Annotated in this window: 14 protein-coding genes; 8 read left to right on the top strand and 6 right to left on the bottom strand. The window is 68.1% G+C overall.

Annotated elements, in window-relative coordinates:
- The first annotated feature begins 157 nt into the window (after window positions 1-157).
- Complete coding sequence (locus AC5Y4S_RS22505) at window positions 158-1,840, top strand: PPE family protein (RefSeq protein WP_500034825.1); 1,683 nt, start codon at window positions 158-160, stop codon at window positions 1,838-1,840.
- A gap of 9 nt (window positions 1,841-1,849) precedes the next feature.
- On the opposite strand, the gene ipdF is transcribed toward AC5Y4S_RS22505, so the two are convergent.
- Together ipdF and ipdE1 are read right to left on the bottom strand one after the other, a co-directional pair.
- Window positions 1,850-2,638 (bottom strand): (5R,7aS)-5-hydroxy-7a-methyl-1-oxo-2,3,5,6,7,7a-hexahydro-1H-indene-carboxyl-CoA reductase, encoded by a 789-nt coding sequence (gene ipdF / locus AC5Y4S_RS22500; protein ID WP_500034824.1) that lies wholly within the window; start codon window positions 2,636-2,638, stop codon window positions 1,850-1,852.
- On the bottom strand, window positions 2,635-3,783 hold the full coding sequence (ipdE1, locus tag AC5Y4S_RS22495; protein ID WP_500034823.1) for an acyl-CoA dehydrogenase IpdE1: 1,149 nt from the start codon (window positions 3,781-3,783) through the stop codon (window positions 2,635-2,637). Before ipdE1 ends, ipdF begins: the two co-directional genes overlap by 4 nt.
- 47 nt (window positions 3,784-3,830) lie before the next feature.
- On the opposite strand from ipdE1, the gene fadD3 reads away from it, so the two are divergent.
- The 5 genes from fadD3 (at window position 3,831) to AC5Y4S_RS22470 (ending at window position 9,641) form a co-directional block, all read left to right on the top strand.
- Window positions 3,831-5,387 (top strand): 3-((3aS,4S,7aS)-7a-methyl-1,5-dioxo-octahydro-1H-inden-4-yl)propanoate--CoA ligase FadD3, encoded by a 1,557-nt coding sequence (fadD3, locus tag AC5Y4S_RS22490; RefSeq protein ID WP_500034822.1) that lies wholly within the window; start codon window positions 3,831-3,833, stop codon window positions 5,385-5,387.
- A 1-nt stretch (window position 5,388) separates the two neighbouring features.
- A complete protein-coding gene (locus tag AC5Y4S_RS22485; protein ID WP_500034821.1) occupies window positions 5,389-6,522 on the top strand; it encodes an acyl-CoA dehydrogenase family protein in 1,134 nt (377 codons plus the stop codon).
- Entirely contained in the window at window positions 6,522-7,457 is a 936-nt protein-coding gene (locus AC5Y4S_RS22480; RefSeq protein WP_500034820.1) for an acyl-CoA dehydrogenase family protein, read from the top strand. The genes AC5Y4S_RS22485 and AC5Y4S_RS22480 overlap by 1 nt, the downstream gene beginning before the upstream one ends.
- Before the next feature lie 70 nt (window positions 7,458-7,527).
- Window positions 7,528-8,475, top strand: coding sequence for an acyl-CoA dehydrogenase IpdE2 (gene ipdE2 / locus AC5Y4S_RS22475; RefSeq protein ID WP_500034819.1), 948 nt, complete (start codon window positions 7,528-7,530; stop codon window positions 8,473-8,475).
- Window positions 8,472-9,641: a pyridoxal phosphate-dependent aminotransferase gene (locus AC5Y4S_RS22470; protein ID WP_500034818.1), complete on the top strand. Its 1,170-nt coding sequence runs from the start codon at window positions 8,472-8,474 to the stop codon at window positions 9,639-9,641. Before ipdE2 ends, AC5Y4S_RS22470 begins: the two co-directional genes overlap by 4 nt.
- On the opposite strand, the gene AC5Y4S_RS22465 is transcribed toward AC5Y4S_RS22470, so the two are convergent.
- Window positions 9,631-11,406: a fatty acyl-AMP ligase gene (locus AC5Y4S_RS22465; protein ID WP_500035005.1), complete on the bottom strand. Its 1,776-nt coding sequence runs from the start codon at window positions 11,404-11,406 to the stop codon at window positions 9,631-9,633. The genes AC5Y4S_RS22470 and AC5Y4S_RS22465 overlap by 11 nt on opposite strands.
- 187 nt (window positions 11,407-11,593) lie before the next feature.
- Window positions 11,594-12,424: an arylamine N-acetyltransferase family protein gene (locus AC5Y4S_RS22460; RefSeq protein WP_500034817.1), complete on the bottom strand. Its 831-nt coding sequence runs from the start codon at window positions 12,422-12,424 to the stop codon at window positions 11,594-11,596.
- 180 nt (window positions 12,425-12,604) lie between these two features.
- Here AC5Y4S_RS22460 and AC5Y4S_RS22455 point away from each other — a divergent pair, with 180 nt between their 5' ends.
- Both AC5Y4S_RS22455 and AC5Y4S_RS22450 read left to right on the top strand, forming a co-directional pair.
- A complete protein-coding gene (locus AC5Y4S_RS22455; protein WP_500034816.1) occupies window positions 12,605-15,682 on the top strand; it encodes a Kelch repeat-containing protein in 3,078 nt (1,025 codons plus the stop codon).
- Between the two features lie 97 nt (window positions 15,683-15,779).
- The gene (locus AC5Y4S_RS22450; protein WP_500034815.1) at window positions 15,780-16,223 is read left to right on the top strand and encodes a hypothetical protein; all 444 of its coding nucleotides are present in this window, start codon (window positions 15,780-15,782) and stop codon (window positions 16,221-16,223) included.
- Window positions 16,224-16,286: 63 nt separating this feature from the next.
- Here the strand turns inward: AC5Y4S_RS22450 and AC5Y4S_RS22445 are convergent, their stop codons facing one another.
- Together AC5Y4S_RS22445 and hsaB are read right to left on the bottom strand one after the other, a co-directional pair.
- Complete coding sequence (locus tag AC5Y4S_RS22445; protein ID WP_500034814.1) at window positions 16,287-17,117, bottom strand: CHAD domain-containing protein; 831 nt, start codon at window positions 17,115-17,117, stop codon at window positions 16,287-16,289.
- Window positions 17,118-17,238: 121 nt separating this feature from the next.
- Window positions 17,239-17,802: a 3-hydroxy-9,10-secoandrosta-1,3,5(10)-triene-9,17-dione monooxygenase reductase subunit gene (gene hsaB / locus AC5Y4S_RS22440; protein ID WP_067153275.1), complete on the bottom strand. Its 564-nt coding sequence runs from the start codon at window positions 17,800-17,802 to the stop codon at window positions 17,239-17,241.
- Between the last annotated feature and the right edge of the window lie 6 nt (window positions 17,803-17,808).

The raw sequence follows: 17,808 nt of genomic DNA, 5'->3' as shown, positions 1-17,808 counted from the left end.
GTTCTGCCCGCGTCGTTGTAATCTCATCACACGTGGAGATGCGCTTGTTACGAGCGACTAAAGCGATCGCAGTGAAAGGTCCACGTCGTTTGTGACACCCCCCGCGTGAATTACTGCTTTGCCGTCGCGATTGCTGAAGGGCTAGGAGGTCACGGTAATGAGCTTTATGGTGTTGCCCCCGGAGATTAACTCTTTGCTGATGTTTTCCGGTGCCGGCTCGGCACCGATGCTCGAGGCGGCAGCGGCCTGGGACGGGCTGGCCTCGGAGCTGGGAAGCGCGGCGTCGTCGTTTTCCGCAGTCACGTCCGGGTTGGTCGGTCAAGCCTGGCAGGGGCCGGCGTCTCAGGCGATGGCGGAGGCGGCTACCCCGTACACCGGGTGGCTGAATTCGGCGGCAGCCCAGGCGGCGGGCGCGGCCGGGCAGGCCCGCGCGGTGGTGAGTGCCTTCGAGGCCGCCCAGGCGGCCACCGTGCACCCGCTCCTGGTGGACCTGAACCGGAACTCGTTCGTGCAGATGGTGATGTCGAACTGGTTCGGCCTCAACGCGCCGGCGATCGCCGAGTTGGAGGGCGAGTACGAGGAGATGTGGGCCCGGGATGTGTCGGCCATGTCGGGCTACTACTCCGGGGCCGCGGCGGCGGCCGCGCAGTTAACACCCGCGCAGACCTTGCAAGACGTGCTGGCGGGTCTGCCCAACTTGGGCATCGGCAACAAGATCGGTACGACCGGGAACATCGGCAATGGCAACAACGGCAACGCCAACGTCGGTAGCGGCAACACTGGCTCCGGAAACATCGGCAACGGAAACACCGGCAACAACAACATGGGCAGCGGAAACTTCGGCAGCGGGAACTCCGGTGCCGGAAACTTCGGTGCCGGCAACGTCGGGTTCGGAAACTTCGGCAGCACCCTGACCACCGGCCACAACATGGGCATGGGTAACACCGGCACTAACAACGTCGGCCTCGGAAACAATGGCATTGGAAACATGGGTGCTGGAAACACCGGCAACAACAATATTGGCTTCGGGCTCACCGGCAATAATGAGATCGGCATCGGCAATGCCTTCTTCAACACCGCGACCAATCAGTTCACTTTCAACGGGCTGAACTCCGGCACCGGCAACATCGGCTTCGGGAACTCGGGCAACAACAACATCGGCTTCTTCAACTCCGGCAACGGTAATATCGGCATGTTCAATTCAGGCACCAATGTGTTTGCCAATGGCACGGCCCTCCCCAACAACATTGGTATCGGGAACTCCGGTGAAGCGAACTTCGGCATCGGGAACGCGAATGCACTGAACACCGGCATCGGGAACGCGGGCAGCGTAACCGCAGGCTTCGGGAACTCGGGCGGCTCAGACACCGGCATGGGGAACTCGGGCGTGGCGAACACGGGCAATGGGAACTCGGGCAACGCGAACACGGGCAACGGGAACGCGGGCAACTTCAACACGGGCTTCTGGAACGCCGGCAACACAAACAACGGTGTCGGGTTCGCCACCGACTCGGGGCTCGCCAACTCCGGCTTCGGCAACACGGGCGCCGGAATCTCGGGCTTTTTCAACACGGGCGGCGGCAACGGACAGCACTTGATCTCAGGCTTCTTCAACACGGCGGTCGGGAGCACCGGCCTGAATGGCTTCGAGTCGGGCATCGGAAACACAATCAACATCGCCAACGCCGGCGGTGTCAATTCTGGTATGGCAGGCTTTTTCAACATCGGCCTGCCGGGCGCATTCACAGCGGTTGGGGGACAAATAGGTGCCGAATCGGGGCTGCTGAACATGGGCAGCTTCTTGTCGGGCCTCTTGAGCCTCGGTCGGCTGTTGCCGTAGCCGGCCGGCTCACGCGTGCTGGTTGGATACCGAAATCACCTCTCCGGTCAGGTAACTGGAGTAGTCGCTGGCGAGAAACGCAATGGTGGAAGCGATTTCCCACGGCTCGGCGGCCCGCCCGAATGCCTCCTGAGCCGAGAGCCGGTCGAGCAGGTCGGCCGAGGTCGTCTTGTCCAGGAACTTGTGCCGCGCGATGCTGGGCGAGACGGCGTTGATCCGGACACCGTACTCGACGGCTTCGATTGCGCTGCAACGCGTTAGGGCCATCACCCCGGCCTTGGCCGCGGCGTAGTGCGACTGCGAGTGCTGGGCGCGCCAGCCGAGCACGCTGGCGTTGTTGACGATTACGCCGCCGTGGGACGCCTCGCGGAAATACCGCAGCGCCGCGCGGGTGGCCCTGAACACGGACGTCAGCGTCACGTCCAGGACGCGGTCCCATTCGTCGTCGGTCATGTCCACCACCGGCGTGTGCCCGCCCAACCCGGCATTGTTGACCAGCACGTCGAGGCGGCCCATGCGCGCGGTGGTGGAGTCGATCAGGGCGTCGACCTGCGCGGTGGACGTCACGTCGCACACCACCTTCTCGACCCGGCCGAGGCCCAGCGCCGCCAGCTCGTCGGCGGTCTCCCCCAGCCGTCGCTCGTGGTGGTCGGACACCACCACGTCGGCTCCCTCCGCCAGGGCGCGACGGGCGGTCGCCGAACCGATGCCGGTTCCGGCCGCGGCGGTGACGACAACCACCTTGCCCTCCAGAAGACCGTGTCCGGCAATCTCTTTCGGAGCTTCGGAGAGCGTCATCCCTTAACCTCTCGGGGTAGGCCGAGCACCCGCTCGGCGATGATGTTGCGCTGGATCTCGTTGGACCCGCCGTAGATGGTGTCGGCGCGGGTGAACAGGAATAGCCGCTGCCATTCGTCCATCTCCCCGTCGGGCAGCGTCATCGCGGGCTTGCCGATCACGTCCATCGCCAGCTCGCCCAGATCGCGATGCCAGTTGGCCCACAACAACTTCGACACGTTGTCCTGACCGGGCTGCTCCACGTCCATGGTGGCCAGGGCGTACGACCGCATGGCCCGCAGTCCCGTCCACGCCCGGGTCAGCCGCTCGCGGATGAACGGGTCGTCGGCGGCGCCGTTGCGCTGCGCGAGCTCGGCCAGGTTGGAAAGCTCACGGGCGTAGCGGATTTGCTGCCCAAGTGTGGAGACGCCGCGCTCGAAGGTCAGCGTTCCCATCGCGACCCGCCACCCGTCGCCGGGCTGACCGACCACCAACGACGCGTCGGTGCGGGCGTCGTCGAAGAACACCTCGTTGAATTCCGCGGTGCCGGTGATCTGCACGATCGGGCGGACCTGCACGCCCGGCTGGTCCAGCGGCACCAGCAGATAGGACAGCCCGGCGTGCCGCTTGGAGCCTTTCTCGGTGCGCGCCACCACGAAGCACCACTGCGACAGGTGCGCCAGCGACGTCCACACCTTCTGGCCGTTGATCACCCACTGGTCGCCGTCGAGTTCGGCGGTCGTCGAGACGTTGGCCAGGTCGCTGCCGGCGCCGGGTTCGGAGTAGCCCTGGCACCACAGCTCGGTGACGTCCAGGATGCGCGGCAGGAAGCGCTGCTGCTGCTCGGCGGTGCCGAACGCGATCAGCGTCGGGCCGAGCAGCTCCTCGCCAAAGTGGTTGACCTTGTCCGGCGCGTCCGCCTTCGCGTACTCCTCGTAGAACGCCACCCGGTGCGCGGTCGAAAGCCCGCGCCCGCCGTGCTCCACCGGCCAGCCCAGGCAGGTGAGGCCGGCCTTGGCCAGGTGCTGGTTCCAGGCCCGGCGTTCCTCGAACGCCTCGTGCTCGCGCCCGGGGCCGCCGAGGCCCTTGAGAGCTGCGAATTCGCCGACCAGATTGTCGGCGAGCCACTGGCGGACCTCCGCCCGGAACTCCTCGACGTCCTGCATGCCCTGTAGGCTAACCTACCAAGCACTTGCTTTGTTAAGGAGTTCCAGTGTCCACCGATCCCCGCACCGTGCCCGCGGCGCTGGATCGCTTGGCACACCAACTGCCCGACCACGACGCGCTGATCACCGAGGAGCGGTCTTTCACGTCCGCCGAGCTGCGCACCGAGGTGCACCGGGCTGCGGCGGCGCTCATCGCGCTGGGCGTCGAAGCCGGCGACCGGGTGGCCATCTGGTCGCCGAACACCTGGCATTGGGTGGTGGCTTGCCTCGCGATTCACCACGCCGGCGCCGCGATGGTGCCGCTGAACACCCGCTACACGGCCGAGGAGGCCGCCGACATTCTCTCGCGCACACACGCGCCGGTGTTGTTCGGCATGGGCCGGTTCCTCGGCAACGATCGCATCGCCGATCTGAACCGCTTTGGTTCTGAAGCCCTGCCGGCGCTGCGACACATCGTGCGGATCCCGATCGAGGCAGACGACGGCACCTGGGACGACTTCATGGCCCGCGGGAGCGACATAGCGGCGGTGGCCGAACGCGCCGCGGCCGTCGTCCCCGACGACGTCAGCGACATCCTGTTCACGTCCGGCACCACGGGCCGCAGCAAAGGCGTGATGTGCGCGCACCGGCAGTCGCTGTCGGCCTCGGCGTCATGGGCCGCCAACGGGAAGATCACCGCCGACGACCGCTACCTCTGCATCAACCCGTTCTTCCACAACTTCGGCTACAAGGCCGGCATCCTGGCCTGCCTGCAGACCGGCGCGACGCTGATCCCACACCTGACCTTCGACCCGCTGCGGGCGCTGCAAGCCATCGAGCGACACCGCATCACCGTGCTGCCGGGTCCGCCCACCATCTACCAGACCCTGCTGGACCATCCGGCGCGCAAGGATTACGACCTGAGCTCGCTGCGCTTCGCGGTGACCGGGGCGGCCACCGTGCCGGTCATACTGGTCGAGCGCATGCAGTCCGAACTCGACATCGACATCGTGCTGACCGCCTACGGGCTGACGGAGGCCAACGGCATGGGAACCATGTGCCGCGCCGACGACGACGCCGTCACCGTTGCGACCACCTGCGGGCGCCCGTTCGCCGACTTCGAATTGCGCATCGACTCAAGCGCTTCGGGGGAAGCGGGCTCCGAAACAGGAGAAGTCTTGCTGCGCGGGCCCAACGTGATGCTCGGCTACCTCGACGACCCGGCCGCGACCGCGGCCACCATCGACGCCGACGGTTGGCTGCACACCGGCGACATCGGCGCGGTCGACGAGGCGGGCAACCTGCGCATCACCGACCGGCTCAAGGACATGTACATCTGCGGCGGGTTCAACGTCTACCCCGCCGAGGTCGAGCAGGTCTTGGCCCGGATGGACGGGGTGGCCGACGCCGCGGTGATCGGGGTTCCCGACGAGCGGCTGGGCGAGGTGGGGCGCGCGTTCGTGGTGACCCGGCCGGGTTCCGACCTGGACGAGCAATCGGTGATCGCGTACACCCGTGAGCATTTGGCGAACTTCAAGGCGCCGCGGTCGGTGCGGTTCGTCGACGAGTTGCCGCGCAACGCGGGCGGCAAGGTGGTCAAACCACAACTGCGAGAGTTGGCCTGAATTGGATCTGCAATTAGACGACGACACGCTGGCCTTCCAGGCCGAGGTGCGGGACTTCCTGGGGGCCAACGCCGAGAAGATCCCGACGAAGTCCTACGACAACGCGGAAGGCTTCGCGCAGCACCGGCTTTGGGATCGGGTCCTCTTCGATGCCGGGCTGTCGGTGATCACCTGGCCGGAGAAGTATGGGGGCCGCGACGCGCCGCTGCTGCATTGGGTGGTGTTCGAGGAGGAGTATTTTCGCGCCGGAGCGCCGGGCCGGGCCAGCGCCAACGGGACCTCGATGCTGGCCCCGACGCTGTTCGCGCATGGCACCGAGGAGCAACTCGACCGCATCCTGCCGAAAATGGCCAGCGGCGAACAGATTTGGGCGCAGGCCTGGTCGGAGCCCGAGTCCGGCAGTGACCTGGCGTCGTTGCGGTCCACCGCCACCAAGACCGACGGCGGCTGGCTGCTCAACGGCCAGAAGATCTGGAGCTCGCGGGCGCCGTTCGCCGAGATGGGATTCGGCCTGTTCCGCTCCGACCCCGCGGCCGAGCGGCACAACGGCCTTACCTACCTCATGTTCGACCTGAAGGCCCAGGGCGTCACCGTGCGACCCATCGTCCAGCTCGGCGGCGACACCGGCTTCGGCGAGATCTTCCTCGACGACGTCTTCGTTCCCGACGAGGACGTGATCGGCACCCCGAACGACGGCTGGCGCGCGGCCATGAGCACGTCGAGCAACGAGCGCGGCATGTCGCTGCGCAGCCCGGCCCGCTTCCTGGCCGCGGCGGAGCGAATGGTCCAGCTGTGGAAGGACCGCGGCAGCCCCGCGGAATTCGCCGACCGGGTCGCCGACGCGTGGATCAACGCCCAGGCCTACCGGCTGCAGACGTTCGGCACCGTGACCAGGCTGGCCGCCGGCGGCGAGCTCGGCGCCGAGTCGTCGGTGACCAAGGTGTTCTGGTCGGACCTCGACGTGGCGATACATCAGACCGCGCTCGACATCCTCGGCGCCGACGGCGAATTGGCCGGACCCTGGACCGACGGGCTGCTCTTCGCGCTGGGCGGCCCGATCTACGCCGGCACCAACGAGATTCAGCGCAACATCATCTCGGAACGTCTGCTGGGTCTACCCCGGGAGAAAAGGTAATGGACTTCGCACTAGACGAACAGCAGCGCGACTTCGCGGCCAGCATCGACGCGGCGCTGGGCGCCGCGGACCTGCCGGGCGCCATCCGAGCGTGGTCGGCGGGCGACACCGCGCCGGGCCGCAAGGTGTGGGAGCAGCTGGCCAACCTCGGTGTCACCGCGCTGGCCGTGCCGGAGAAATTCGACGGCATCGAGGCCCATCCCGTCGACTTGGTGGTCGCGATCGAGCGCCTCGGGCGTTGGTGCGTGCCCGGCCCGGTGACCGAATCCATCGCCGTCGCACCGATTCTGCTCTCGGACGACGAGCGCTGCGCGGGCCTGGCTTCCGGTGAGCTCATCGCCACCGTCGCGCTGCCGCCCCACACGCCGCGCGCCGTCGACGCCGACACCGCCGGGCTGGTGCTGCTGGCCACCGACGATGGCGTCACCGAAGCCCAAGCGGGAGAGGAGCATCAGTCGGTCGATCCCAGCCGCCGCCTTTACGACGTCATGCCGACCGGCGACGCCTGGCACGCGGATATCAAGCGCGCCTACGAGTTCGGGGCGCTGGCCACCGCGGCGCAGCTGGTCGGGGCCGCTGAAGCGTTGCTGAACGGCGCCGTCGACTACGCCAAGCAACGCAGCCAGTTCGGGCGGGTGATCGGTTCATATCAGGCGATCAAGCACAAGCTGGCCGACGTGCACATCGCGATCGAACTGGCCCGCCCCCTGCTGTACGGCGCGGCGCTCACCGTGGAACCACGCGACGTCAGTGCGGCGAAGGCGGCGGCATCCGACGCGGCCCTACTCGCCGCGCGCGCGTCGTTGCAAACCCACGGCGCCATCGGGTTCACCCAGGAGCACGACCTGTCACTGTGGCTGCTGCGGGTGCAGGCACTACGCTCGGCCTGGGGCACACCCGAGGCGCATCGGCGGCGAGTCCTGGAGGCGCTATGAGTCGCGCCGGCGACGATGCAGTGGGGGCACCTCCCGCTTGCGGGGGACGAAGCGATGAGGAGCGGCGCGCATGAGCCAAGAACGGCAGCTGCTGCGGGAGACCGTGGCCGCCCTGGTCGCCAAGCACGCGGACCCGGCGGCGGTGCGGGCCGCGACGGAGTCGGACCGCGGCTACGACGAGGCGCTGTGGCAACTGTTGTGTGAACAGGTCGGCGCCGCGGCGCTGGTAATCCCAGAGGAGCTGGGCGGCGCGGGCGGCGAATTGGCCGACGCCGCAGTCGTTCTGCAGGAGCTGGGCCGGGGCCTGGTTCCCTCTCCCCTGCTGGGCACGACGCTGGCGGAGCTGGCGTTGCTCGCGGCGGCCGAACCGGACGCGAAGACACTCGAAGGCCTCGCCGAGGGCAGTTCGATCGGCGCGCTGGTGCTCGACCCCGACTTCGTGGTCAACGGGGACGTCGCCGACGTCGTCGTCGCGGCCACCGACGGCGGGCTGAGCCGGTGGACCCGCTTCAGCGCACAGCCCGTCGACACCATGGACCCCACCCGCCGTCTGGCCCGAGTGCAACCGGAGGAGACCGAAGCCATCGGCGACGACCCGGGCATCGCGGACATCGCCGCCATCCTGCTGGCGGCCGAGCAGATCGGCGCCGCCGAACGCTGCCTGGAACTGACCGTCGAATACACCAAGAACCGGGTGCAATTCGGCCGCCCGATCGGCAGCTTCCAGGCGCTCAAGCATCGGATGGCCGACCTGTATGTCACCGTCGCGGCGGCCAAGGCCGTCGTGTCCGACGCGTGCGACGACCCCAATCCCAGTAACGCGGCCACCGCGCGCCTCGCCGCCACGGAAGCCCTGAAAGCCGTAGCTGCCGAAGGGATTCAGTTGCACGGCGGCATCGCGATCACCTGGGAACACGACATGCACCTGTACTTCAAACGCGCCCACGGCAGCGCGCACCTGCTCGACTCGCCGCGAGAGCTGCTGCGCAAGCTGGAATCTGAAGTCCTGCCAACGTGATCGACCACGTCGCGTTGCGCGCCGGCATCCCGCCGTTCTATGTGATGGATGTCTGGCTGGCCGCCGCCGAGCGCCAGCGCAGCCACGGCGACCTGGTCAACCTGTCGGCGGGCCAGCCCAGCGTCGGCGCTCCCGAGCCGGTGCGCGCCGCCGCGGCCTCGGCGCTGCACCTCAACCAGCTGGGTTACACCGTCGCGCTGGGCATTCCGGAGCTGCGCGCCGCGATCGCGGCGGACTACCAACGCAAACACGGGATCGACGTCGAGGCCGACGCGGTCGTCGTGACCACGGGTTCCTCCGGTGGCTTCCTGCTGGCATTCTTGGCGTGCTTCGACGTGGGAGATCGGGTGGCGCTGGCCAGCCCCGGCTATCCTTGTTATCGAAACATCCTGTCCGCGTTGGGATGTGAGGTCGTGGACATCGCCTGCGGGCCGGAGACGCGGTTTCAGCCGACCGCGCAGATCCTCGCCGAACTCGACCCGCCGATCAAGGGCGTGATCGTCGCCAGCCCCGCCAATCCCACCGGGACGGTCATCCCGCCGGCCGAGCTTGCCGCCATCGCGTCGTGGTGCGAGGCCTCCGGGGTGCGGCTGATCAGCGATGAGGTCTACCACGGGCTGGTCTACGAGGGGGCGCCGCAGACCAGCTGCGCCTGGCAGACCTCACGAGATGCGGTGGTGGTCAACAGCTTTTCCAAGTACTACGCGATGACGGGCTGGCGACTGGGATGGCTGCTGCTGCCGACGGAGCTGCGGCGTGCTGTGGACTGCCTGACCGGCAACTTCACCATCTGCCCGCCGGTGCTGTCGCAGCTCGCCGCGGTGGCCGCGTTCACGCCGGAGGCGACGGCCGAAGCCGACGGCAACCTGGCGCACTACGCGATCAACCGCTCGCTGCTGCTCGACGGCCTGCGCCGAATCGGCGTCGACCGGCTGGCGCCCACCGACGGCGCGTTCTACGTGTACGCCGACGTCTCGGACTTCACCGACGACTCGCTCGGGTTCTGCTCAAAGCTGTTGGCCGACACCGGCGTTGCGATCGCGCCGGGCATCGACTTCGATACCGCGCGCGGGAATTCGTTCGTCCGGTTATCGTTCGCCGGACCCACCAGCGACATCGAAGAGGCCCTCAAACGAATCGGCCCCTGGCTGTCCGTCAGCGGTTGAACCGCCCGGCGAGATATTCTGCCCGGCAGGCGTTGCGGGCGAGCTTGCCGCTCGTCGTGCGGGGAATGCCCCCGGCGGCCACCAGGCGCACATCGGCGACGCGAATCTGGTGATGCCGCGAGATCGCCGCCCGCACGGTGTCGGCGATGGGCCCCAAATCGCGGCCCGCTCCGGCGGCGCGCTCGGCGACGACGACCACCTGCTCGCCCGATCCGCCGCTCCCGGTGAGAGTTGAAACCGCCTCGGCCGGAACGGAAAACGCGGCGACGTAGCCGGTGCGGATGGCAGGCGAAGCTTCGCTCACAGTGGTTTCGATGTCGTGCGGGTAGTGGTTGCGGCCGTCGATGATGATGAGGTCCTTGATCCGGCCCGTCAGGTACAGCTCGCCGTCGACGTAGACGCCGAGATCGCCGGTCGCCAGCCAGGACCCGTTGTCCGGAGCACCCTCGGCGTGGCTGCCCACCTCGAGCCGGGACTGCAGCTTGTTGCCGAACACTCGTCGGGTTTCTTCCTCGCGGCCGAAGTATCCGCGGCCGACGTTGTTGCCGTGCAGCCAGATTTCCCCGACGGTGCCGTCGGGTACCTCCGCACCGTCCGGGTCGGCGATCACCGCCCACTCCTCGAGGATCGGCTGGCCGCAGGAGACAAGGGAGAGCGCATTCGGTGCCGTCGGGTCGACGACCACCGCGCGGCCGGCACCGAGCTGCTCGCGGTCGAGGAAGATCGCGCTGGCCGCGGCGTCCGGGGCGATGCTGGCGACCGACAGGGTCGCTTCCGCCATCCCGTAGGACGGCTTGACCACCGACGCGGGCAGGCCGTACGGGGCGAAGGCGTTGGTGAACTGCTCGATGGCCGACATGCTCACGGGCTCGGACCCGTTGAGCAGGCACACCACGTTGCTGAGGTCGAGGTCTTCGCCCTTCGGGGGCAGGCCTCGCTGGGCCGTCAACTCGAAGGCGAAGTTCGGTGCCGCCGCCATCGTCCGGCCGCGGGTCGCCGCGATGCCCAATTGCTTGATCCAGCGGTAGGGCCGGCGAAGGAACGCCATCGGATCCATCAGCGCGACGTGCGCTCCGAAATACGCCGTGAACACGATCATCATCAGTCCCATGTCGTGATACAGCGGCAGCCAGCTCACGCATTGGACGTCGGTGTTCAGCCCGCCGTGCAGGATCATCTGCATCGCGTTGGTGTAGACGGCGCGATGGGTGATCTCGACCCCGGCCGGCGTGCGGGTCGAGCCCGACGTGTACTGCAGGTAGGCGAGGTCGTCGGTGTCCCGGACGGGGTCGGCGAAGGTCTCGGCGAGGCTGGCGGGCACCGCGTCGACCGCGATCATCCGCGGCCGCTCGTTGGCGGGCAGAGTCCGGATAAAGGTCCGCACCGATTCGGCCGCCGCGGTGGTGGTCAGGACAGCAGCGGGCCGGCCGTCGGCCAGCACGGCCGCCAATCGCTCGCCGTGCCCCGCCAACGTCGGCGCGAACAGCGGGATCGCGACGTTGCCCGCGTGGATGGCGGCGAAGAAACCCGCCACGTAATCCAGGCCCTGGGGCGCCAGGATCGCCACCCGGTCCCCGGGCTTGGTGACCTGCTGCAACCGGGCGCCGATGGCGCAGACGCGCGACCACAGCTCGTTCCAGCTCAGCTCGAGGATTCGCCCGTCTTGTTCCTGCGAGTAGTCGATGAAGCGGTAGGCCGGACTGTCACCCAACAAGGCTCGGTTGTGGTCGAAATTCGACGTCAAGGTGACACCCTCGGGCACCACAATCCCGCCGCCCGGGACAGCGTCAGCGCCGACACTGCCCGAGGCAGCCCCGACAACACCGGCCGACCCGTGATCCCGACTCACGTTGGGACAGGTTAATAGACGCTCTTATTATTTGCCGCATTTGCGGGGGTATGGCGGTCGTCACGTCGAACAATGGGCGCTGCGGATCACTCGGAATTCCACGTCAGGGCCCAAGGACCTTGTCGAGGCGGGCCTCGAGCGCGTCGCGGTCACCCAGGTCGGCGACATTGATGCCGAACCGTTCGGCGAGGGCGTCGACGACTGCGGCCGCGTCGTCCAGCCGGATTTTCTCGCTCCCGTCGGCGCGGTGGACAGTCAGGTAGCGCCCGGCCAGGTTCAATCGGCCGTCGTCGGTGACGCGGGCCGCCATAAGTCCGGTCACGAAGTGCGACGACGGGTGGGTTGAGACGAACCAGCTACCGACCTTGAGGTCGATCGCCGGTGCGGTGCGCGTCGTGAACTCATACAGCGGCGCCCACTCGCCGCGGAGCTGGGCCTGCAGCACCAGCCCGTCGCGGCGGTCCTCGAGTCGATACGGCTCGAGCGTGGTCTGTTGGACGCTGCCGGTCTCGATCCGGATCGGGGAGGTCGGCGTCTGCCCGCCGAAGCCGACGTCGACAAGGTAGGGCCCCTGGGAACCTGGGAAGGTCACCGCGAGCACGGTGTGGGTCTGCGCCGGGAACGGCGCATCGGGCGGAAGCATCCAGATCACCCGGCCCGCCAAGCGCCGCACCCGAAAGCCGAGTTCCGACAGGACATAACCCATCAGCCCGTTCTGCTCGTAGCAATAGCCGCCCCGGCGCCGCTGAACCAGCTTGTCCGTCAGGGCATCTGGGCCGAGGTCATAGACTGGCGTTCCCATCAGCGGATCGAGGTTCTCGAACGGGACCGCGCGCGTGTGGGCGCTCACCAACGCTTGCAGCGCATCGAGCGTCGGCTCGGCAACGCCGCGAAAATCGATGCGTTCGAAATACCCCTTCAGATCCAACCTCATATCGCCATTCTGGCCCGAGCATCCCCTCGAAGGCTCGTGCCAAACCCGTTGCATTCTCGTGCGGTTGGCCGCGACGTCTTGGCTTGATAACGATGGTCGCCGAAAGATACTCCCGCGAGGTCACTGGCCGATACTCTTGAGCTCTCTGAGCTGTATGTACGGGAGGTTAAGCGGCCGGGAATGCCCGAAGAACCCAGGTCCGACGGCGTGGCGTCGGTATCCGGCGGGATCGCCGCGGAGCTGGCGGCCGCCGGATTCGAGGATGCGCAGCAGGTGGCCCGGGGTGGGGCCGGAGTGATCTATCGCTGTTACGAGACGGCGCTGGGCCGCAGCGTCGCGGTGAAGCTGCTGCCGTCGCACATGGACGAAGAGAGCCGGGAACGTTTCCTGCGCGAGGGCTACGCGATGGGCGGGCTGTCCGGGCACCCCAACATCGTCAACATCCTGCGGGTCGGGGTGACCACCAGCAACCGGCCCTACATCGTGATGCCCTACCACGCCGCGGATTCGCTGGCGGTCCGGTTGCGCCGCGAGGGACCGCTGTCGTGGCCCGACGCCCTGCGCATCGGCGTAAAGCTTTGCGGCGCATTGGAAACCGCGCACCGGACCGGAACGCTGCACCGCGACATCAAGCCGGCGAACATATTGATCAACGACTACGGCGAACCGCAGTTGAGCGATTTCGGCATCGCGCACATCGAAGGCGGTTACGAGACGGCGACCGGGTTCTTCTCCGGCACCATCGACTACACGGCGCCGGAGGTGATGACCGGCAGCCCGGCGACGGTCGCGGCCGACATGTATTCGCTCGGCGCCACCATCTATGCGCTCATCGTCGGCAACGCGCCCCACGAGCGCAGGAAGGGTGAGGACCTGATCGCGCAGTACCTGCGGATCAGCACCACCGGGGTCCCGGACCTGCGCCCCGAGGGAATCCCGGACGCGGTGTGCTCGGCGATCGAGAGGGCGATGTCGCTCGACCCGGCCGATCGGCCAGCCTCGGCCGAAGAATTCGGCCGCCAGTTGCAGGCCGCGCAGCGCGTCAACGGCCTCAAACCGGATGCGATGGCGATCGCCGGGCTGGGTCGCGCGGCCGTCGACCCCTCCCCCAACGGCGGGGAAACGCGCCCGACCTCGCCGATCGGCGCGCCGGCCGCCCACGATGACGCGGTCGCGGCCACGTCCCCCACCCCGTCGGGACCCTCCGGTCGGGATGAGTTTTCTCAGGGGGCCAACGTCCTGCGCAGCGGGCACGCCGCGGAAACGCAGCCGCAAGTGTCCTCCGACGGCCCGCCGAGCCGGCCGAGCGGTCCCGAACAGGCTCCGCCCCCGCCCCCATGGCGCAAACCCCTAGCGCTGCAGATCCGGGAGTGGTTCACCCAACCGGGCAAGGGGCGCAGTCGCATCGCCCTGGTCGCCGGCGCGGTCGTCGTCGTCGTGCTGTTGATCGTGGGCGCCGTGTTCCTATGGATGCGGCCCGACAACGGAACTCACAAGACCGCCGGCCCGCCGGCCCAGGCGCCGATCGCCTGGAAACCGATCACCAACGCCCGCTTCGCGCGCGATGCGGTCGCCACCACGCAGGCCGACGGCACGATCTGGATCTTCGGCGGCATCCGAAACGACGGCAGCGCCACCACCAAGCACGAGGGCTATGACCCCGCCATCGACGAATGGAAGGGCGGCGACGATCTGCCGGTTGCGTTGCAACACGCGACGGCCGTCACCTGGCAGGGCAACCCGGTCGTCCTCGGCGGCTGGAAGACGGTCAACGGCAAAAAGGTTGCCAGCGACCAGGTTTGGCGGGTGGTCAACAGCCGGTGGGTCGAACTGCCGCACCTGTTGCAGCCCAGGGCGGCGGCGGCCGCGGCGGTGGTCGGAGACCGCCTCGTCGTCACCGGCGGAGTCGACGCCGGCGGCGCCCTGCTGAACACCACCGAGGTATTCGACGGCAACTCCTGGAGCCTGGGCGCGCCCATACCGACCCCGCGCCAGATGTTGGCCGCGGCGTCGGACGGAAAGCTGGTGTATGCGGTGGGGGGAGCCGCCGGGGACTCCGACCTCACGATGGTCGAGGCGTATGACCCGGCCGCGAAAACCTGGACGACGATGCCCGCGCTTCCGCAGTCCCGCAGCGACCTCGGCGTGGCCATCGCCGACGGGCGGTTGGTCGCCGTCGGGGGCGTGTCGGGGGGACAGGTCCTTAAGAGCGTCTCGGTGTTCGACCTCATGACGAGGCACTGGGACGCCCTGCCGGACATGGCGAGGGCGCGACACGGCATGGCCGTCGCCGCGGTGGAGAAGTCCGTGTACGCGATCGGCGGGTCGACGGCCGTCGGGGACAGCCAGGTGATTTCGGAGGCCGAAGCGCTGAAGCTGCCGCCCCGCGCGATCCAGCCCGCGTCGCAATGGCGTACCCTGCCCGACGCGCCGACCCCGCGACTGATGATGGCGTGGACCGTGCTGGGCGACAAGATCTGGATCATGGGCGGCCTGCGGGAAGGTGTCGCCCTCACGACGGTCGAGAGCTACGAGCCGCGCACCGGCGCCTGGGAGACCGGGCCCCCGTTGCCCATCCCGCTGCACCACGCGGCCGCGGCGACCTACCGCGGCGAGGTGGTGGTGCTCGGGGGCGCCAGCGACAACATCGCGGACGGGTCCAACCGGGTCTTCGCGCTGCGCGGCGGCAACTGGGTGGAGCTGCCCAGCCTCAGGCACGCCCGGGCGGCGCCGGCGGCGGCGGTGGCCGGCGACAAGCTCGTCGTCGTCGGCGGGCAGAACGCCAAGCAGCTGGTCCCGCAGACCGAGGTCTTCGACGGAAGTTCGTGGACCGATGCCCCCGACATGCCCACCGCGCGCGAACACCTGGCCGCGGTGTCGGACGGCACCTACGTGTACGCCATCGGGGGCAGGTTCCTTTCCTCCGACAAGAACTCCGCGGCGCTGGAACGCTTCGATCCGGTATCCGGGTCGTGGACGAGGTTGGTGGGCATGCCGACGCCGCGCGGAAGCTATGGCGCGACGTACATCGACGGGCGCATCGTGGTGGTCGGTGGCGAGGAACCGACGATGGTGCTGAACGTAGTCGAGATGTACGAGATCGCCGACGGCAAATGGACCACGTTGGCCCCCATGCCGACGGCGCGTCACGCCGAGGTGGTGGCGACGGTCGGCAACACCGTCTACTGCATTGGCGGGGCGAATCGGCCGACCCACGAGGGCCCCATCGCGACGGTCGAGGCACTCGACTTCAGGTAGCTACCGGCGGACACCCGGTTGTTTTATTCCTGTCAAATATGGGGAACCGGTACGGACGGGCTGCAGCAGCAACCCAGACGAACCGACGGAGCCCCCTATGAATACGAGCACCATGTGGATTGTGATCGCCGTGGTCGCGGCGGTTCTCGTGATTGCCGCCGTGATCTTTGCCGCCAGGGCGGCGGCGCGCCGCCGGCGCGTTCGGCAGGCCGAGGAGATTCGCGAACAGGCCAGGGTCACCACGACCAGGGCCGAGAAGCGGCAAGCCCTTGCCGATGAAACGGCCGCCAAGGCGCGGGCCGCGCAGGCAGAAGCCGAAGCCAAGGCCGCCGAAGCCGCCAGGTTGCAGGAACGCGCGGCCACCCATCACAGCGACGCGGCGGCGTCGCGCGAGGAACTCCAGGACCAGTTGAAGCGCGCCGAGGACATCGACCCGCAGACCCGTACCGAGGCGCATGAAACGCCCGCCGAGGGTCGCGACGAAGCCCGGCATGACACACGGGAGACCAACGCGGAAGCGACCAGGCACCACCGCGCCTAAGCCCCGGGCCGGCCGGCCAGTCCCGGTGGCCCGCCCCCTCAGCGGGCCACCGGGCGCGGTCGTCTACACCAGCTGTAAGGCGTCTTCCCGGCACTGGCGGGCGAGTTGCTGTTCGCGTGCGTATAGCATGCCGTAGCTGAAGCCGTTCTCCCCCACGGTCGTTCCCGCGGCCAACGCCATCTGCCGAAGTGTCTGGGTGGCGACGACGGTGTCTTGGTGGTCGCCGAGCAGGCTTTGAATCCGCTTGTAGTGCTTGACGGTCCGCTTGGCTCGCTTGTCCAGGGGAGTGCGCAGTTCGGCCGCGTAGCGGGCGCGCTTGGCGGCCTTGCGCGCTCGATGCAGCAGTTCGTTGTCGTCGGATCCGAGCGCCGCGGCAAGCCGCCGATCCGCCTTGCGCTCGGCGCGCCGGGCTTGCTTGCGCAGCGCGCCGGCCGAAATCTGTTGCGCGACGGGCGGTTCGTAGCGCCAATCGCGCAGCACGGTCAGCAGCGCGCGGTAGCGGTCGGAGTCCATTGCCTCGTCGAGCCGGGCGCGGGCGGGGAGTTCGATCGCCTGCAGGTCGTTGCGGATCCGCGACCGGACGGGACCGAGAATCAGCTCGTCGGGCATGCCGTCCAGCGCCTTGGCGAAGCGACGCTCCTGGACCTCGCAATCGCGGACGTCGCCGAGTAGCGCCGCGAACCATTTGAGTTCGCCGTCGGCGTCGCCGACCCTCTGCCGGTCCAGCAGTTTGGCGAAGACGCGCAGGGTGCTGCGCAACCGCCGGACCGCCACACGGGTGTCGTGCACGGGGTCTTCGCCGCCGCCGTGGCGCAACTCCTCGTCGCCGTTTTCTATCTCGTCGATTTGGGCGTTGAGATAATCCGTCAACGCTCGGGTGGCTGATGAGCGCATATCACCACGGATGCCCGCCAGGCGGCGTCCGCCAAACATGGGGTTGTCAGTTCGCGAGCGTAACCACACTGCGAAAACGCGGCCGAAATATCGCAGTGTGGTTACGCTCGCGGCCAAAAAACTAGAGCCAGGTGTCCTGGGTGGTCGTCGTGAGGAACGCTTCCAGGTCGTCGCGCCATTGGGCGGGCGTCGTTTTGTCCGGCTCGATGCCGGTGTAGTCACCGCGATAGAACAGCAGCGGCCGCGGCTTGATCTTGGGAGCCTCCGAGAGCGATTGCACGGCACCGAACACCACGAAGTGGTCCCCGCCGTCGTGCACGGACGCCACCGTGCAATCGATGTAGGCCAGCGACCGGTCGATGATCGGCGAACCCAATTCCGAAGGGTGCCAGTCGATCCCGGCGAACTTGTCGGGCTCCTTCGAGCCGAACCGGGCCGAGACGTCCTTCTGCTTTTCGGTCAGCACGTTGACGCAGAATCGGCCGCTGGCCTCGATGGCCTTCCAGGACCGCGACACCTTCGTCGGGCAGAACAGCACCAGGGGCGGGTCCAGGGACAGCGCCGCGAAGGACTGGCAGGCGAAGCCGATCGGCACGTCGTCGTGCACGGTGGTGATGATGGTGATCCCGGTGCAGAACTGACCCAGCACCTGCCGGAAGGCCCGCGGATCGATCTGTGCCGACATGGTTGC

The sequence above is a fragment of the Mycobacterium sp. NGS64 genome (assembly GCF_059812245.1).
This window is presented reverse-complemented; position numbering and strand designations above follow the sequence as displayed.